Origin of the sequence: Sphaerotilus mobilis (assembly GCF_004216565.1) — a bacterium.
GTDB classification, from domain to species: domain Bacteria; phylum Pseudomonadota; class Gammaproteobacteria; order Burkholderiales; family Burkholderiaceae_C; genus Sphaerotilus; species Sphaerotilus mobilis.
This window is the reverse complement of record NZ_SGWV01000008.1, coordinates 422,142-438,214: the sequence shown is the minus strand read 5'-3', so window position 1 is coordinate 438,214 and position 16,073 is coordinate 422,142. Positions and strand designations below refer to the sequence as shown.

At 69.8% G+C, this 16,073-nt stretch carries 13 protein-coding genes; 8 read left to right on the top strand and 5 right to left on the bottom strand.

The window, feature by feature from the left end; all coding sequences use genetic code 11:
- Window positions 1-64: 64 nt before the first annotated feature.
- Complete coding sequence (locus tag EV685_RS07300; RefSeq protein WP_130481337.1) at window positions 65-1,072, top strand: 2-dehydropantoate 2-reductase; 1,008 nt, start codon at window positions 65-67, stop codon at window positions 1,070-1,072.
- Between the two features lie 47 nt (window positions 1,073-1,119).
- Here EV685_RS07300 and EV685_RS07295 read toward each other — a convergent pair whose 3' ends face one another.
- Window positions 1,120-1,725, bottom strand: a complete 606-nt coding sequence (locus EV685_RS07295) for a glutathione peroxidase (RefSeq protein ID WP_130481336.1) — start codon at window positions 1,723-1,725, stop codon at window positions 1,120-1,122.
- Between the two features lie 59 nt (window positions 1,726-1,784).
- A complete protein-coding gene (locus EV685_RS07290; protein ID WP_130481335.1) occupies window positions 1,785-2,669 on the bottom strand; it encodes a LysR family transcriptional regulator in 885 nt (294 codons plus the stop codon).
- A 157-nt stretch (window positions 2,670-2,826) separates the two neighbouring features.
- Between EV685_RS07290 and EV685_RS07285 the strand changes: the two genes are divergently transcribed.
- Entirely contained in the window at window positions 2,827-3,810 is a 984-nt protein-coding gene (locus tag EV685_RS07285) for a tripartite tricarboxylate transporter substrate binding protein (protein WP_130481334.1), read from the top strand.
- Window positions 3,811-3,875: 65 nt separating this feature from the next.
- Window positions 3,876-5,063, top strand: a complete 1,188-nt coding sequence (locus tag EV685_RS07280) for a M20 aminoacylase family protein (RefSeq protein WP_130481707.1) — start codon at window positions 3,876-3,878, stop codon at window positions 5,061-5,063.
- An 18-nt stretch (window positions 5,064-5,081) separates the two neighbouring features.
- Here the strand turns inward: EV685_RS07280 and EV685_RS07275 are convergent, their stop codons facing one another.
- From EV685_RS07275 to EV685_RS07265, 3 genes are all read right to left on the bottom strand, one after another.
- Window positions 5,082-8,756, bottom strand: coding sequence for a hypothetical protein (locus EV685_RS07275; RefSeq protein WP_130481333.1), 3,675 nt, complete (start codon window positions 8,754-8,756; stop codon window positions 5,082-5,084).
- A gap of 164 nt (window positions 8,757-8,920) precedes the next feature.
- On the bottom strand, window positions 8,921-9,637 hold the full coding sequence (locus EV685_RS07270; protein ID WP_130481332.1) for a trimeric intracellular cation channel family protein: 717 nt from the start codon (window positions 9,635-9,637) through the stop codon (window positions 8,921-8,923).
- A 40-nt stretch (window positions 9,638-9,677) separates the two neighbouring features.
- Window positions 9,678-10,592 (bottom strand): LysR family transcriptional regulator, encoded by a 915-nt coding sequence (locus EV685_RS07265; protein ID WP_130481331.1) that lies wholly within the window; start codon window positions 10,590-10,592, stop codon window positions 9,678-9,680.
- A gap of 139 nt (window positions 10,593-10,731) precedes the next feature.
- Here EV685_RS07265 and EV685_RS07260 point away from each other — a divergent pair, with 139 nt between their 5' ends.
- The 5 genes from EV685_RS07260 (at window position 10,732) to EV685_RS07240 (ending at window position 16,036) form a co-directional block, all read left to right on the top strand.
- Window positions 10,732-11,772: a TRAP transporter substrate-binding protein gene (locus EV685_RS07260; RefSeq protein WP_338054437.1), complete on the top strand. Its 1,041-nt coding sequence runs from the start codon at window positions 10,732-10,734 to the stop codon at window positions 11,770-11,772.
- A gap of 111 nt (window positions 11,773-11,883) precedes the next feature.
- On the top strand, window positions 11,884-12,450 hold the full coding sequence (locus EV685_RS07255) for a TRAP transporter small permease (RefSeq protein ID WP_130481330.1): 567 nt from the start codon (window positions 11,884-11,886) through the stop codon (window positions 12,448-12,450).
- The gene (locus EV685_RS07250; RefSeq protein ID WP_130481329.1) at window positions 12,447-13,778 is read left to right on the top strand and encodes a TRAP transporter large permease; all 1,332 of its coding nucleotides are present in this window, start codon (window positions 12,447-12,449) and stop codon (window positions 13,776-13,778) included. The genes EV685_RS07255 and EV685_RS07250 overlap by 4 nt, the downstream gene beginning before the upstream one ends.
- A gap of 27 nt (window positions 13,779-13,805) precedes the next feature.
- Window positions 13,806-15,158, top strand: a complete 1,353-nt coding sequence (locus EV685_RS07245; protein ID WP_130481328.1) for a gallate dioxygenase — start codon at window positions 13,806-13,808, stop codon at window positions 15,156-15,158.
- Window positions 15,155-16,036 (top strand): shikimate dehydrogenase family protein, encoded by an 882-nt coding sequence (locus tag EV685_RS07240; protein WP_130481327.1) that lies wholly within the window; start codon window positions 15,155-15,157, stop codon window positions 16,034-16,036. The genes EV685_RS07245 and EV685_RS07240 overlap by 4 nt, the downstream gene beginning before the upstream one ends.
- The last annotated feature ends 37 nt before the right edge of the window (window positions 16,037-16,073 follow it).

The following is a 16,073-nucleotide window of genomic DNA, read 5'->3' as shown; positions in this document are numbered from 1 at the left end:
CGGCATGCCAGTGCCCTCCACGCGTTCGACGCTTTCCACGCTTTCCACGCAGTCATCGGCCCCCTTGAAGGTCGCCATCGCCGGCATCGGCGCGGTCGGCGGCGTGTTCGCCGGCTGGCTGGGCTCGCGCCTGCCGCCCGGCCGCATCGCCTTGTCGGCCTGGGCCCGTGGCACGACCTTGCAGGCGCTGCGCACACACGGTCTGCGGCTGCGGCAAGACGATGGCAGCGAGCTGGCCGTGCCCCTGCACGCCAGCGACGACCCGGCCACGCTCGGCCCGCAAGACCTCGTCATCCTGGCGGCCAAGGGCCCGGCCTTGCCGGCCATGGCAGCGGGCGTGCGCGCGCTGCTGGGGCCACAGACCACCGTGCTGGTCGCCATGAACGGCGTGCCATGGTGGTTCTTCGACGGCCTGCCGGGTGAGGCGGCCGGCTGGTCGATCGAGGCGGTCGATCCCGGCGGCGTGATCGCGGCGGCCATCCCGACCGCTCATGTGCTGGGCTGCGTCGTGCACCTGAGCAGCGCCACGCCCGAGCCGGGCGTGGTGGCCCGCATCCGTCACAACGCCCTGGTGATCGGCGAGCCGGCCGGCGGGCGATCTGACCGGGTCGACGCGCTGGCCGCGCTGCTTGGCGCGGCGGGATTCGCGCTGACGTGCAGCGAGCGCATCCAGCGCGACATCTGGTTCAAGCTGTGGGGCAACATGACCATGAACCCGGTCTCGGCGCTGACCGGCGTCACCTGCGACCGCATCCTGGACGACCCGCTGGTGCGCGGCTTCTGCAGCGCGGTGATGCGTGAAGCCCAGGCCATCGGTGCCCGCATCGGCTGCGCGATAGACCAGCAACCCGACGACCGCCATGCGATCACGCGTGGGCTGGGTGCCTTCAAGACCTCGATGCTGCAGGACCTCGAAGCGGGTCGTCCGCTCGAGATCGACGGCCTGGTCGGCGCGGTGCGCGAGATCGGGCTGCGCCTGGGCCTGGCCACGCCCAACATCGACGCGATGCTGGGCCTGGTGCGCCTGTTGGCGCAGGGCCGGGGGCTGTATCCGGTCGCGTCCGTCGCGTGACGCTGACCGTGCCCGCTGACCGGACCCGCTGACCGGGTCCAAGGAACTCAGCGCACCGCCAGCTGCTTCTCGATGGCCGCGACCAGCTTGCGGTCGTCCGGGGCGACGTTGCTGACGTACTGATCGATGACCTGGCCGTCGCGGCCGATCAGGTATTTGTGGAAGTTCCAGCGCGGTGCCTGGCCGGTCTTGGCAGCCAGCTCGCGGTAGAAGGGCGAGGCTTGCGCGCCCTTGACGCTGCTCTTGGCAAACATCGGGAACTTGACGTCGAAGGTGTTGGCGCAGAACTCGGCGATGGCCTTGTTGTCGCCGCCTTCCTGGTTGAAGTCGTTGGACGGGAAGCCCAGCACCACCAGGCCCTTGTCCTTGTAGCGCGCGTGCAGCGCCTCCAGGCCCTCGTACTGGCCGGTGTAGCCGCAGAAGCTGGCGGTGTTGACGACCAGCAGGACCTTGCCGGCGTACTGGCAGAGCGACTGGTCCTTCTCGTCCTGCAGGCGCGGGAACGTGTGCTTGAGCAGAGCCGGGCAGTTGGCGGCCTGAGCCGGGGCGGGCTTGGCGGTCTGGGCGGCCGCCGGGGTGGGCAGCGTGGCGGACCCCGCAGCGACCAGCAGGGCGGCGAGGGCGGCAGCAAGGGTGGGGCGCAGGGCAGTCATGGCATCTCGATCGGTGGACACGGGCGGTTTGCCGTGGCGACGATTCTGGCGGCGGGCCTTCAGTCGTGCAGCAGGGCGGTCATCACCTGCCGGACGATGGCCAGCGCGGGCGCCTCGGCCCGGCCGGCCAGCACGACCAGGCCGAAGCGCGCGGCGGCGTCCAGCGGCGGGCTCAGGTTCAGCTCGACCAGGCCCGGCGCGGCCTTGCGGATGGCCAGCAGCACCGCGTCGCTGTGTTCGACGACGTCGACCAGGCTGGCGATCTCTTCGCAGCGCAGGGTCACGCAGCGGGCCGGGTGCGCGGCGGGGCCGTAGCGTTCGATCAGGATGCGGGCGACCTCGTCGCTCAGCGGCGTCGACGCGATCGGCCAGGCCTGCAGGTCGGCGAAGGTGATGGCCTTGCGGCGCCGGGACAGCGGGTGCCCGGGCCGGCACAGGAAGGCGCCGCGCAGCTGCGCCACCGCCTCGACCTGCAGGTCGGCCGCCGGCTCGACCGAGCGGGCGTCGACCACCAGCGCATCGAGCCGGCGTTCGCGCAGCTGTTCGACCAGCAAGGCGGTCTGGCCGCGGGCGACCTCGACCTGCACCTTGGGATGGTGTGTCGCCATGTGCTGCAGCAGCGGCGTCATCAGGAGCGCGCCGGGGCCCGAGCCCAGGCCGATGCGCAGCCGGCCGGCCTCACCGTCGCGCATCTGGCGGCCGCTGGCGCCCAGCTCGTCGGCATCGAAGACCAGTTGCCGGGCGCGCTGCAGCACCTCGCGGCCGAAGGGCGTCAGCTCGTTGCGGCGGCCGATGCGGTCGAACAGCGGCTGGCCCAGGCCGTCCTCCAGCGCCCGGATGCTGCGGCTGAGCGCCGGCTGGGTCAGGAACAGCGCCTCGGCCGAGCGGCTGAACGAGCCACTCTCGGCCACCGCGATCAGGTGACGCAACTGGACCAGGGTCATGCGGGACTCCTGAAATGGATGAGTGGAACTCATGCTATCGGAAAGAACAATGCATTGGACTGCGGGCAAGGCCGTCCATACGATGGGTTCACGCGATCCCGATCCCGATCCCGGTCCCGACACCCACCGCCGCGACGACGGCACAGGAGACAAAGACATGCACCCCATCCTTCGACGCCCGCTGCTGCTGGCCGCCGCGCTGCTGATGACCTGCGGCAGCACGCTGGCGCAGACCTGGCCGAGCAAGCCGGTCAACCTGATGGTCCCGTACCCGGCCGGTGGGCCGTCCGACGCAATCGGGCGCATCTTCGCGACGCCGCTGGGCCAGGCGCTGGGCCAGCAGGTGCTGGTCGAGAACCTGGGTGGCGTCAGCGGCGCACTGGCCGCGCAGAAGGTGCTGGCCGCGCCGACCGACGGCCAGTACATCTTCCAGGGTTCGCCCAATGAGGTGATCCTGTCGCCGCTGGCGAACGCCGCCGTCAAGCTGAAGTCGGAAGACTTCCGGCTGGTCCACCCGATCGCCGACGCGGTGATGGTCTTCGTGACCCGCAAGGACCTGGGCGCCAACACCGTCGACGAGCTGATCGCGCTGGCCCGCAAGACGCCGGACCGTCCGCTGACCTATGGCAGCGTGGGCATCGGCTCGCTCTACCACCTGATCCTGGAGAACGCCCAGCAGCTCACCGGCATCCAGCTCCAGCACGTGCCCTACAAGGGCAACGCGCCGCTGCTGCAGGACATCGCCGGTGGCCAGGTCGACTTCGCGGTGCTGGTCTACAGCGCCGGCATGGGCGCGCTGGCCGATCAGGGCAAGCTCAAGGTCATCGCCCAGCTCGGTGAACAACGCTCGGAGCTGCTGAAGAACCTGCCGACCGCCTCCGAAGGCCAGGCGCTCAAGGGCTTTGCCTACAAGATCTGGACCGGCCTGATGGTGCCCAAGAACACGCCCGAGCCCATCGTTGCGCGGCTGCACGAGACCATCGCCAAGACCCTGCAGGACCCGGCGGTGCGTAGCCAGCTGGCGGCGCAGACTCAACTGGCCTCGCCGGCCATGTCGCTGGCCGATGCGGCGAAGTTCTATGCGGCGGAGACGGCGCGCTACCGCGCCATCGCCGCGTCGATCAAGCTGCAGCCGCAGTGAGGGCGGGCGTGAGTGTCGACGCCTGCACCGACAGGCCGGTCTCTGGCCGCTACCTGCTCGCGGCGATGACGCCGCGGGTGGGTGAGTTCATCGCGCTGCGCCGCGACATCCACCAGCACCCGGAACTGGCCTTCGACGAGCACCGCACCGCCGCGCTGGTGGCCGAGCGCCTGCAGGCCTGGGGCTATGCGGTCGAACGTGGCGTCGGCGGCACCGGCGTGGTCGGCACCTTGGTGCGGGGCGATGCGTGCGCGCCCGGCGCCAAGCGCCTGGGCCTGCGGGCCGACATGGATGCGCTGCCGATCCAGGAGGCCAGCGGCGTGGCCTGGGCCAGCGCCCGGCCCGGCCTGATGCATGCCTGCGGTCACGACGGCCACACGGCGATGCTGCTGGCGGCGGCCCGCACGCTGGCCGAACACGGCCGCTTCACCGGCACGCTCAACCTGATCTTCCAGCCGGCCGAGGAGGGCGGCGGCGGTGCGCTGCGCATGATGGCCGACGGCCTGTTCGAGCGTCATCCCTGTGACGCGATCTTCGCGATGCACAACATGCCCGGTGTGCCGCAAGGCCGGCTGGTCTTCCGCGACGGGCCGGCGATGGCATCGAGCGACTACGCCAGCGTGACGATCGAAGGCCAAGGCGGCCATGGCGCCATGCCGCACCGGGCCGCCGACCCGATCGTCGCAGCGGCCAGCATCGTGATGGCGCTGCAGACGGTGGTCTCGCGCAACGTTGATCCGCTGCAGATGGCGGTGGTGACGGTGGGCGCGATCCACGCCGGCCAGGCCAACAACGTCATCCCGGCCCGCGCGACGCTGGAACTCAGCGTGCGCGCGCTCGACCGCGAGGTGCGGGTCCTGCTGGAACGCCGCATCAAGGCCCTGATCGCCGCCCAGGCCGAGAGCCTCGGCGTGACGGCCCGCATCGACTGGCGGCCCGGCTACGCGGTGCTGGTCAATGCCAAGGCCGAGACCGATTTCGCACGCCAGGTCGGGCTGGACCTGGTCGGCGCCGAACAGGTCACGCTCGACGGTCCGGCACTGAGCGGCAGCGAGGACTTCGCCTTCATGCTCGAACAGGTGGCCGGCAGCTACCTGCTGATCGGCAACGGCGTGCCTGCCGGGGCTGGCTCATCCGATGAGCCACGGCCCGGCGCCTGCATGGTCCACAACCCGGGCTATGACTTCGACGACGCCAACATCGCCATCGGCTCGGCCTATTGGGTGGCGCTGGCCGAACGGTTTCTGGCCTGAGGCGACGACCGGCGGGGCTCAGACCCTTGGCGGCCCGGCGGGCATCCCCGCCTGTCGATGCAGCGCGACGATCGCCTCGGTCATCTGGGCGTGGCTCGCCGGTCCGTCGCCCCAGCCGCCACCGGCCTTGGCCAGGGCCTTCAACACCTGCAGGCCGATGTGCTGACCCAGGCTGCGGTAGGCCTCGAACTGGCCTTCGCTGAACATCTGGTCGGCGGTCGACTCGTGAGGGAAGGACGGGCTGCGGGCGCGGTACTCGCGGATCACCTCGTCCTCATCGCCGGTCAAGGACGACTTCAGGTAGAGCAGGTAGCCCGGCTCGGCCTCGTCGGGATAGGTGATCTGGCCGATGGCCCAGTGCGCCGCGCACAGGCCGTTGTCGTGCAGGCGCAGCGCGTCCACGTCGATGTCGATGTGCACGCCCAGGTCAATGCGGGCCGATCGGATCAGCGTGGCCAGGCCGTTGAACAGGTGCTTCGGGTCGGCCTCGCCGTCGCCGATCAGCATGAAGCGGCAGCGCCGGCGCAGCAGCTCGATGCCGGCCAGGTTCTCGATGTGGCCGCCGTCCGACAGGTTGACCCAGCGGTGCTTCTCGTCGAGCCGGCTGGTCATCTCGCGCAACAGCGCGCCGGGCCTGATGCGCCAACTGAACTGCTCGCCGATGGTGCCGCGCAGCCGTGTCGTGCCCGCGCCCATCTGCAGCAGGCGGTGACCGGCGGGGATGCGCTCGCCCTCGGCCACGGCCGGCTCGGCGAAATGGGCATAGCGGTAGCTGCGGCGCTGCACGGCGGGCTGGGCGGGCGCGGCGCTGCCGCGCAGTCGTCGCCAGCCGGCGCGCAGGGCTTGCCAGCCCCGCGCTGGTTCGGACTCGACGTCGATGCGCACGCCGCCGTCTGGCTCGCGGTGCAGGCTGACACGGCCGGCGATCTCGCTCTCGGTGCGCGTGCGGCGGCGCATCAGCGCGCTGATGCTCGAACCCAGGTAGCCACCGCCCGACACGGTCGACATGTAGTCGATGTGGTCGAACAGACCTTGGCTGTGCAGGGCCTGGGTGATGCCCAGGTTGAGCGTGGCCGAGCGGATGCCGCCGCCCGAATAGCCGATGCCGATGAGGTCGTGCCGCACGGTCGGCTTGGGCATGTCGGCGATCAGCGTGCGCAGGCTGCCACCGGGCAATTGCTGCCAGCGGTGGCGGACCTCGCGCAGTTCCTCGGCGAAGACCTCGGGGAAGCCGAAGCCGGCCGGCTCGCCGTCGCGGTCCACCGCTGGCCGGCGCGGTCCGCAGAGGTCCTGCAAGCGACCGGGGTTGGGCGCCCAGATGCCCAGGCGCACATTCATCAGCGTCATGAAGGCCACCAGCGCCGGGTTGGTGGCGCGGCCCATGTTGGGCGAGGCTGCGGCGGCCGAGATCGCCATGGCGGTCGACAGGCTCATCTGCGGGAACACCCGCTCCATCAGCTCGCTGCGGCAGTAGCCGGTGGCACGTCCGCCGATGAAGCGCTTGCTGAAGATGAAGAAGTCGCTGCGCCGGTCGCGCACCCGCACGCTGTCGCTGCCCTGCAGGTTGAGCGCCACATTGATCAGGTGATAGGGCGCTGTCGAGCCGGCCTCGTGGCGCGCCAGGTCGCCCAGATCGAGGTCTTCCTCGATGTCGACGTCGCCGGTGGTGTCCGCGCCGATCAGGAAGGCCGAGGCCAGCCGGTCGCGGTAGAGACCGTGGATGGAGGTCAGGTTGACGTCGACCGTCAGCCAGCAGGCCAGCCACAACAGCAGGGCGACCGACATGACGATCAGGGCCTTGGGCTGGAAGGCGGTGCGGCGGAAGGTGTTTGCCTCGGCTTGGATCTGTGGGTAGAGCGAGAGGTCGTCGATGGTCGAGGACGCCGCGTCCCAGCGGATCTCGCTGAGCAGGTCGTACCAGTAGCCGAGGCGAATTTCTATCGCCAGCAGGCCGTCCAGCAGCTCCCGCGTGGCCGGGTCGTTGCCGCCGAGCACGCGGTGCAGCTCGGGGTAGAGCGCCAGCCCGGCTTCGCCGGTGCCGGGTTCGATGGCGGTGTCGCTGTGATTGCTGTTGTTGCTGTCGGTGTTGTTGCTGCTGCCGCTGTTGCTGTTGCTCTCGTTGCTCACCGTGTTTTCGCCGCCGCTCGCCCCCGCATCGGCTTCGGTCTTGACCAGCGGCTTGACCTGCGACCAGGTCTGGCCGCAGGCCGATGACGGGGACTCGGGTGGTTCGCCAATCAGCAGCGGAAAGTCCTTGGCCAGCAGCAGGTAGCTCAACAGGGCCGCGCGGTCATGGCGCTGTTCGATGTCCTGCCAGGCACTGAGCGGCGCCAGCACGGCGATCCGGCAGTTCAGCAGGTCGATCTCGTGGGTGATGGCGCTGGCCTGATCGGGCGTGACCGGCAAGGCGGCCAGTTGGGTCGCCAGGTCGGCTGCCAGCTCATGGGCCAGGTAGAAGGACGACTGCTGGCCCAGCTTGCCCAGCGTCGCCAGGGCGTCGGGCAGGTTGGCGGCGGGCGCCAGGGTGTCTGCGCTTTTCTGGAAGTCGGGGTCGAGCAGCGCCATCGCACCTGCCAGCTCGTCCCAGCGCCAACCCCAGCTGGCGCGGTCCCAGGCCATGCCACCGGTGCCGTTGTCCGCCGGTTCGGGCTGTGCCTCGGGGTCGTTGCCGATGCCGGCCGCGATGATGGGCAGGGTCGCCATCGCCTTGGCCAGTTCGTTGAGGGACTCGTCGACGCTGGCGTTGAGTTCGGAGAAGCGATGCTCCATCTCCTCATGGGCCACGGCCATGATCAGGACCGAGACGAACAGCGCCCCGACCAGCTTGAGGAAGTCCTTCCAGGAAAAGGCCCGGGCCAGCGTGCCCGCGATCAGCAGCAGGGTGATGCCGGCGGGCAGCAGCCAGGCCATCAGCACCGGCAGTGCGGTGTCGCTGAGCAGCGAGGCCATGGTCGACGGGGAGCCGCGCCAGGACCAGTCGACCCGCGTGTAGACGAGGAAGTCGGCCACCAGCATGACGATCAGCGTCGGGATCAGCAGCCCGAGCGCACCGACCAGCAGCAGCGCGATGCGCTGCGTCAAGCCACCCAGCAGCGACAGCAGCTTGTCCGACAGGCTGGAGAACATCAGCAGCGCACCGAGCAGCGAGGTCACCACCTGCCAGCTGACACCGCTGGCGTTGATGGCATCGTGGAAGTGGCCGAGCCAGGCGGGCAGGGCCTCGAAGGCGGCCACGACCACGATCAGCACCAGCGCGGCGCCGTACCAGCGTTCCCAACGGCTGCGCTGCTTGACGCTGCTGTCCGAGCCGGTCAGCAAGCTGCGCCGGAAGCCCCAGATCCGCAACAGGTAGGACAGGAAGGGAAACAGCACCACGGCGACCGCCGACAGGATCAGCAGCCAGGGTGTGATGTGGAAACCCGGTGCCTCGGGCTGCAGGTGCAGCCAGGCGACCACGATCGCGGTCAGCAGCAAGATGGGCAGCACCACCAGGGCGTTGATGATCATGCCGCGCAGCAGCACGGCCACCGCACGGAAGTAGTCCATCAGGCCGCGCGCGGCCATGTAGTTCGCGTTGTTGCGCACCCAGGTCAGGTAGCGCGACTCGTGCGGCCCGTCGGCCATCGGGAAGGGGAAATCGCCAGGCTTCACGCCGTGACGGCCGGTGTTCTCGGGCGCTTGCCCCATGACCATCCCCCCCCTTGTCGCCCGCAAGGAGCGACGACGTGTCGTCGGGTGTGCTGACACCGGATGCGATCGCCGATGGCCGTTCTGTGCGGCCCGGACGCGCAAAACTGATCATGCCCGGGCGGGCTTCGCTTGGGAATAGGGTCGACGAGCGACCGGCCGCCAGCGGCTCAGCGCGAACGGCGCTCCCGGTCACGCCCGGACTTCGCCGCTTGCCGACCCGCCGCCGGCGCCGCCACCTGCCAGGCCGGCAGGCGCCAGTCGAGGACCACCGCCAGCGCCCTCAACGTGGTGGTGGCCAGGGCAGCGGCCAGCAACGCCAGCCAGGGCGCGGCATCGAGGCGCTGCAGGCCCACCAGCACCCAGCCGCCGGCAAAGGCGCAGACGGCGTAGGGCCGGTGGTCGCTGAAGGCGCGCGGGATCTCGTTGCAGACGATGTCGCGCAGCACGCCGCCGAAGACGGCCGTGACCACGCCCAGCATGACCGCGATCACGCCGGGCATGGCCGCGTCCAGCGCGATCTGCGTGCCACCGGCGGTGAACAGACCCAGGCCCAGCGCGTCGGGCCACTGCATGGCGCGTTCGGTGGGTTCAAGGTGGCGCGTGCGCATGAACAGCATCGCGGCGGCACACAGCGCCAGCAGGGCCCAGACCCAGTTGGCGTGCTGGACCCAGAACAGCGGCCGGCGGTCCAGCAAGATGTCGCGCAGCGTGCCGCCGCCAAAGGCCGACAAGCCGGCGACGACGCAGATGCCCACCGCGTCCAGCCGCTTGCGGGCCCCTTCGATGACGCCCGACAAGGCAAAGGCGAGGGTGGCAACCACCTCGATGGCGGTCTGGGCCTGGGTCAGGGCCTGGGTCAGGCCCGATGGGGTGGTGATCTGCATCGTCGACATGCTGCCTGTCTGTCGATCTGCCGGCCAGGGGTCAAGCCCGGCCCGGGTCCACCGTGGCGGCGTGGCCGACCGCGCGGTGCAGGTGGGCCAGGAACTGCCGCACCGCCGGCTTGAGCAGCGCGTCATGGCGCACGATGGCACCGAGCGTGAGCTGCAGGTGGCCCTCGCTGATCGGCACCACCGTCATGTAGGGCGCAGCGGCCGGATGGAGCGCGATCGGCAGCGGCATCAGGCCGACGCATTCGCTGCTGCCGATCAGGGCCAGCAGCGCGAGGGTGGAATTGACCATCGCCGCCGGCTCGGGCGGTGTCATGCCGTGGCGGGTGAACAGCATGTGGGCGTAGCCGGTGTGGCCCGACAGGCTGGTGTAGACCCAGCGGGCATCGGCCAGCTCGCGCAGCGATCGGGCCCGGGCCAGCGGGCTGCCGCGGCCGACCACAACCGCCATCTCGATGGGCATCAGCGGCTCGACGTGGAATTCGCCAGCCGGCAAGGGATCGGGGATCGGACCCAGCGCGACGTCGACCTCGCCCTGACGCAGGTTGCCGAGCTGGGCGATGTAGAGCTCCTCGCGCACCCGCAGCTGGATGTCGGGGAACTCGCGGCCGTAGGTGCGCAAGGTCTCCGGGATCAGCAGCAGCACCGCCAGCGGCACCGCGCCGATGCTGAGTTCACCGACCATGCGGCCACCGAGCTGGTCGATCTGCGTGACCGCGTCATCGAGTTCGCGCACGGCCTTGCGGGCATGTTCGACCAGCACCTTGCCCTGCGGGGTGGGCAAGACACCCTTGGTGGAACGCTGCAGCAGCGTCGCACCCAGTTCAAGTTCGAGCTCGCGGACCATCTTGGTGAGCGCCGGCTGAGACACGCCGACCCGCCGCGCCGCGGCCCTCAGGCTGCCCTCGTCGACGGCGGCGACCAGGGCCTGCAGGGTGTTCAGCTTCATGAAAACCATGATAACCAGGGGCTATCACCGCTGCGAACAGCGGATCTTCTCCGTGCCGCCCGCCATTCCTAGACTTCGCCGCCATGGCTTGCGGTGGATCAAGGCACCGCGAGACGCTCACCGATCCAAGGAGACCGACTTGTTCCAGATCACGTTCTTGCATCGCGCCGTCGCGGCGCTGACCCTCGGCGTTGCCGCCCTGGCCCCTGCCCAGGCCCAGGAGGTCACGCTGAAGGTGCACCACTTCCTGCCGGCCGGCTCCTACGCCAACACACAGTTCATCCAGCCCTGGTGCGACAAGATCGCCCGCGAATCGGCCAACCGGATGAAGTGCCAGATCTACCCGTCGATGCAACTCGGCGGCACGCCGCCGCAACTGTTCGACCAGGCCAAGGACGGCGTCGCCGACGTGGTCTGGACCCTGCCGGGCTACACCGCCGGCCGCTTCCCGCTGACGGAGGTGTTCGAGCTGCCGTTCATGATGCAGAACCCCGAAGCGACCAGCAAGGCGCTCTGGGACTACATCCAGCAGTTCGACCAGGCCGAGTTCAAGGACGTGCATCCGATCGTCTTCCACGTGCATGGCGACGGCGTCTTCCACATGCGCGAGAAGCCGATCCGCACGCTGGCCGACCTCAAGGGCCTGAAGGTGCGCGCCCCGACCCGCCAGACCAATCGCTACCTGGCCGCGCTGGGCGCCACGCCGGTGGCGATGCCGGTGCCCGCCGTCAGCGAGGCCCTCAGCAAGGGCGTGATCGACGGCGCGGTGGTGCCCTACGAGGTGGTGCCTTCGGTCAAGATCCAGGAGATCGTCAAGTTCCACTCCGAGACCGACCCGGCCGAGCCGGCCTTCTACACCTCGGCCTTCATGTTCGTGATGAACAAGGCGCGCTATGCCGCCTTGCCGCCGGACCTGAAGAAGGTGATCGATGCCAACAGCGGCCAGGCCCTGTCCGGCCAGATCGGCAAGGTCTTCCTGAGCGCCGACGGCGAGGGCAAGAAGCTGACCGCCAAGAACACGACCAACGTGATCGGCCGTGAGGAACTGGCCAACTGGAAGAAGGCCGGCCAGCCCATCGTCGACGGCTGGGTGTCCGAGGTGACGGCCAAGGGCCACGATGGCCGCAAGCTGCTCGACAGCGCCCGCAGCCTGATCGCCGGTCACCTCGCCGGCAAGTGATCCTGGCCTGGACGCGGTGACGAAGCACCTGCCGCGTCACCGCATCGGCTGATGTGTCCTTCCCCGCCCGCGCCGTCCTGGCGCGGGTTCTTCCCCCGACGTCCCTCTGCCATGAATGAACCCCTTCCGGGCGCCGGCCCTGCCGGCGTCCCGCCCGGCTTCGGCCCTGCCGGGCGCCTGTTGCTGCGCACCTGCCAGGCCGCAGCCGTCGTTGGCGGCCTCGTGTTTGTCGCGCTGGTGCTGATGAGCATCGTCAGCATCGTCGGCCGCAAGCTGGCCTCCGCCCCCATCCCCGGCGACATCGAGGTCCTGCAGATGTGCGCCGCCGTGGCCTGCGCGACCTTCTTCGCCTATTGCCACCTGGTCGGTGGCGACGTCAAGGTCGACTTCTTCACCGCCCGCCTGTCGGCGCGCATCTGCCACCGGCTGGACGCGGCGGGCTCGGCGCTGTTTGGCGTCATCGGCCTGCTGCTGGCGTGGCGGACCACCGCTGCCGCGCTGGCCTCGCAAGAGTCCGGCGAGACCAGCGTCGTGCTGGCCTGGCCCTTGTGGATCGCGCAGATGGCCATGGTCCCGGGCTTTGTGCTGATGGCGCTGGCCGGCCTCTACATGGTCGGCGCGCACCTGCGCACGCCCGTGACGGGCGTCGCCACGAACCACGACGAGGTGCGCGCATGACCGGCATCCAGATCGGCCTGCTGATCTTTGCCTGCCTGATGGGCCTGCTCGCGCTGCGCGTGCCCATCGGCGTGGCCATGTTCGTGATGGGCTCGGCGGGCTACTTCGCGCTGTCGGGTGGCTCGTCCGCACCGCTGCTGAGCGCCTGGAAGAACGTGGCCTATGCGCGGCTGTCGAACTACGACCTGATCGTCATCCCGATGTTCCTGCTGATGGGCCAGTTCGCCACCCATGGCGGGCTCAGTGCGGCGCTGTTCCGCTTTGTCGCGGCCTTCATGGGCCACCTCAAGGGCGGCGTGGCGATGGCCTCCATCGGCGCCTGTGCCGGCTTCGGCGCGATCTGCGGCTCCTCGCTGGCGACCGCCGCGACGATGGGGCAGGTGGCCTTGCCCGAGCTGCGGCGCTTCGGCTATTCGGGCAGCCTCGCGACCGGCGCGCTGGCTGCCGGTGGCACGCTGGGCATCATGATTCCGCCGTCGGTGCCGCTGGTGATCTACGCGATCCTGACGCAGGAATCGATCGGCAAGCTGTTCATGGCCGCTGTGCTGCCGGGCCTGATCGCGATGGTCGGCTACATGCTCGTGGTGCGCTTGGTGGTCACGCTGAACCCGTCCGCCGGACCGGCCGGCCCGCGGGTGGCCTGGCCCGAGCGGCTGCGCGCGCTGGCCCAGGTGGCGCCGGTGATCGGCGTGTTCGTGGTCGTCATCGTCGGCATCTACGGCGGCTGGGCCAACCCGACGGAGGCCGCTGCGATTGGTGCAGCGGCTTGCGGCCTGCTGGCGGTCGCCGGCGGTGGCATGCGGCTGCGCGGTCTGCTGGCCAGCACGCTGGGAACGGCCCAGGCCACCGCGATGATCTTCCTGGTGCTGCTCGGTGCGGACATGCTCAACAGCGCGCTGGCCCTGTCGCAGATGCCGGTCGAGCTGGCCGCATGGGTGCAAGGCAGTGGCCTGAGCCCGATGGTGGTGATGGTCGCGATCCTGGTGATCTACATCCTGCTCGGCTGCGTGATGGACAGCCTGGCCATGATCTTGCTGACCATCCCGATCTTCTACCCGGTGGTCATGGGCCTGGAATTCCATGGCCTGTCGCCGACCGACAAGAGCATCTGGTTCGGCATCCTCGCGCTGATGGTGGTCGAGATCGGCCTGGTCCATCCGCCGGTGGGCATGAACGTCTTCATCATCAACCGGCTGGCCCGCGATGTGCCGTTGACCGACACCTTCAAGGGCGTGATGCCCTTCCTTGCCTCCGACCTCGTGCGCATCGTGCTGCTGCTGGCCTTCCCGGCGATCCCGCTGGTGCTGGTGCGCAGCTTCGGTGGCTGAACGATCCAACTTCCAGGAGCACGCCCCATGGCCCGCATCATCGGCGGCATCGCCGCCTCGCACACGCCCACCATCGGCTTTGCGGTCGACCGCAACAAGCGCCACGACCCCGTCTGGGCACCGATCTTCGAGGCCTTCGGCCCCGTCCGGCAATGGATCGAGGAGCGTCGACCGGACGTGCTGCTGATGGTCTACAACGACCACGTCACCTCCTTCTTCTTCGACCACTACTCGGCCTTCGTGCTGGGCGTGGGCGAGCGCTGGGAGGTGGCTGACGAGGGCGGTGGCGCCCGCGACCTGCCGCCCATCGAGGGCCATGCCGCGCTGGCCCGTCACATCGGCCAGTCGCTGATGACCGACGAGTTCGACATGTCCTTCTTCCAGGACAAGCCGCTCGACCATGGCTGCTTCTCGCCCTTGTCCATCATGTGCCCGCCACAAGCCGCTGCCGGCATGCCAGACGGGCCGGCGGGTGCACAGCCCGCATGGCCGGTCCGGCTGGTGCCCTTGCAGATGGGCGTATTGCAGTTCCCGATCCCGAGCGCGCGGCGCTGCTACCGGCTCGGCCAGGCCTTGCGCCGCGCGATCGAGAGCTACCCCGAGGACCTGAGCGTCGCGGTGGTGGCCACGGGCGGCCTGTCGCACCAGGTCCACGGCGAGCGCGCCGGCTTCAACAACCCCGGCTGGGACGCCCGTTTCCTGGCGACCTTCGAGCGCGACCCGGAGCGGCTGGCCGAGATGACGCAGGCCGAGTTCGCCGAGCTGGGTGGCTTGGAAGGTGCCGAGGTCATCATGTGGCTGACCATGCGCGGCGCGCTGTCGGCCCAGGTCCGGCAGATCCACCAGACCTACTACCTGCCGTCGATGACCGGCATCGCCACCGCCATCTACGAGAACCAGGCCGAGCCGCCGGTGGCCGGCGAGGTGGTCCGTCACCGGGCCCGCATGGCCGAACAACTGGCCGGCGTCGAAGGCCTGAGCGGCACCTATCCCTTTGACCTCGAACGCAGCGTGCGGGCCTATCGCCTGAACCGCTTCCTGCACGGGCTGATCGTGCCGGCGACGCGTGCGCGCTTCCTCGCCGACGAGGCCGCTTGCCTGGCTGCGTCTGACCTGAGCCAGACCGAACGTGAGCTGATCGCGCGGCGCGACTGGCGCGGCCTGATCCACCACGGTGCCATCTTCTTCATGCTGGAGAAGCTGGGCGCGGTGGTCGGCACGTCCAACCTGCACATCTACGCCGCGATGCGTGGCGAGTCACTGGAGGCATTCCAGAAGACCCGCAACGCGCCCGGCGCGCTCTACTCGGTGGCGGGCAAGGATACGGCAGCGCCGTCCTGGGACGCACCGCCATCGACCGAACACAAGGAGCCAGCATGAGCACCACGGAACGGCGCATCACCGGCCACACCCAGGTCTTCTTCATCATCGGCGACCCGGTCTCGCAGGTCCGCGCGCCGGAGGTCTACAACGCGCTGTTCGCCCGCCACGGCATCGACGCCGTGCTGGTGCCGATGCGGGTGGCGGCGGCGGACCTGGCCGGCTGGGTGCGCCACACGCTGCGCGCGCAGAACGTGGGTGGGCTGTGGGCGACGATTCCGCACAAGCCGGCGCTGGTCGGCCTGGTCGACCGCATCGACCCGCTGGCGCGGGTGGCCGGTGCGGTCAATGCGGTGCGGCGCTGTGCCGACGGCAGCACCGACGGTGCCCTGTTCGACGGCATCGGCTTCGTCAAGGGGCTGGACCAGGCCGGCATTCCCATCGCCGGCCAGCGTGCGCTGATGCTGGGTGCCGGTGGGGGTGGCCAGGCGGTCGCCGCCGCGCTGCTGTCGCGTGGCATCGGCGAGCTGGCGGTGCACAACCGCAGCCGGGCGCGTGCCGAGGCGCTGGTGGCGCAACTGCAGGCCGAGGCCGCCGTGACGGGATCGGCCAGCGTCATCCGTGTGGCCGATCACAACGACCCCGGCGGCTTCGGCCTGGTCGTCAACTGCACCTCGCAGGGCCTGAAGGCGGATGACCCGATGCCGGTCGACCCGGCCCGCATCGATGTCGGTGCGGTGGTCGTCGACATCATCATGAGCCGCGAGCCCACGCCCCTGTTGCGGGCCTGCGCCGAGCGCGGCATCGCCGGCCACGCCGGCTTCGAGATGCTGGTCCAGCAGGTGCCCGAATACCTGCGCTTCTTCGGCCATGAAGCCCTGGCGCAGACGCTGCAGCAGGACCTCACCGAGGTGCGCGCGCTGCTGCGACCGCGCTGAGCCCTGCCGGCAAGAACCCCGTTCCCATCGACCCAAA

Coding starts and splice junctions, on each gene's coding strand:
- EV685_RS07295 (WP_130481336.1), bottom strand. CDS start 1,725: ATGACTGCCCTGCGCCCCACCCTTGCTGCCGCCCTCGCCGCCCTGCTG.
- EV685_RS07290 (WP_130481335.1), bottom strand. CDS start 2,669: ATGACCCTGGTCCAGTTGCGTCACCTGATCGCGGTGGCCGAGAGTGGC.
- EV685_RS07285 (WP_130481334.1), top strand. CDS start 2,827: ATGCACCCCATCCTTCGACGCCCGCTGCTGCTGGCCGCCGCGCTGCTG.
- EV685_RS07280 (WP_130481707.1), top strand. CDS start 3,876: ATGACGCCGCGGGTGGGTGAGTTCATCGCGCTGCGCCGCGACATCCAC.
- EV685_RS07275 (WP_130481333.1), bottom strand. CDS start 8,756: ATGGTCATGGGGCAAGCGCCCGAGAACACCGGCCGTCACGGCGTGAAG.
- EV685_RS07270 (WP_130481332.1), bottom strand. CDS start 9,637: ATGCAGATCACCACCCCATCGGGCCTGACCCAGGCCCTGACCCAGGCC.
- EV685_RS07265 (WP_130481331.1), bottom strand. CDS start 10,592: ATGAAGCTGAACACCCTGCAGGCCCTGGTCGCCGCCGTCGACGAGGGC.
- EV685_RS07255 (WP_130481330.1), top strand. CDS start 11,884: ATGAATGAACCCCTTCCGGGCGCCGGCCCTGCCGGCGTCCCGCCCGGC.
- EV685_RS07250 (WP_130481329.1), top strand. CDS start 12,447: ATGACCGGCATCCAGATCGGCCTGCTGATCTTTGCCTGCCTGATGGGC.
- EV685_RS07245 (WP_130481328.1), top strand. CDS start 13,806: ATGGCCCGCATCATCGGCGGCATCGCCGCCTCGCACACGCCCACCATC.
- EV685_RS07240 (WP_130481327.1), top strand. CDS start 15,155: ATGAGCACCACGGAACGGCGCATCACCGGCCACACCCAGGTCTTCTTC.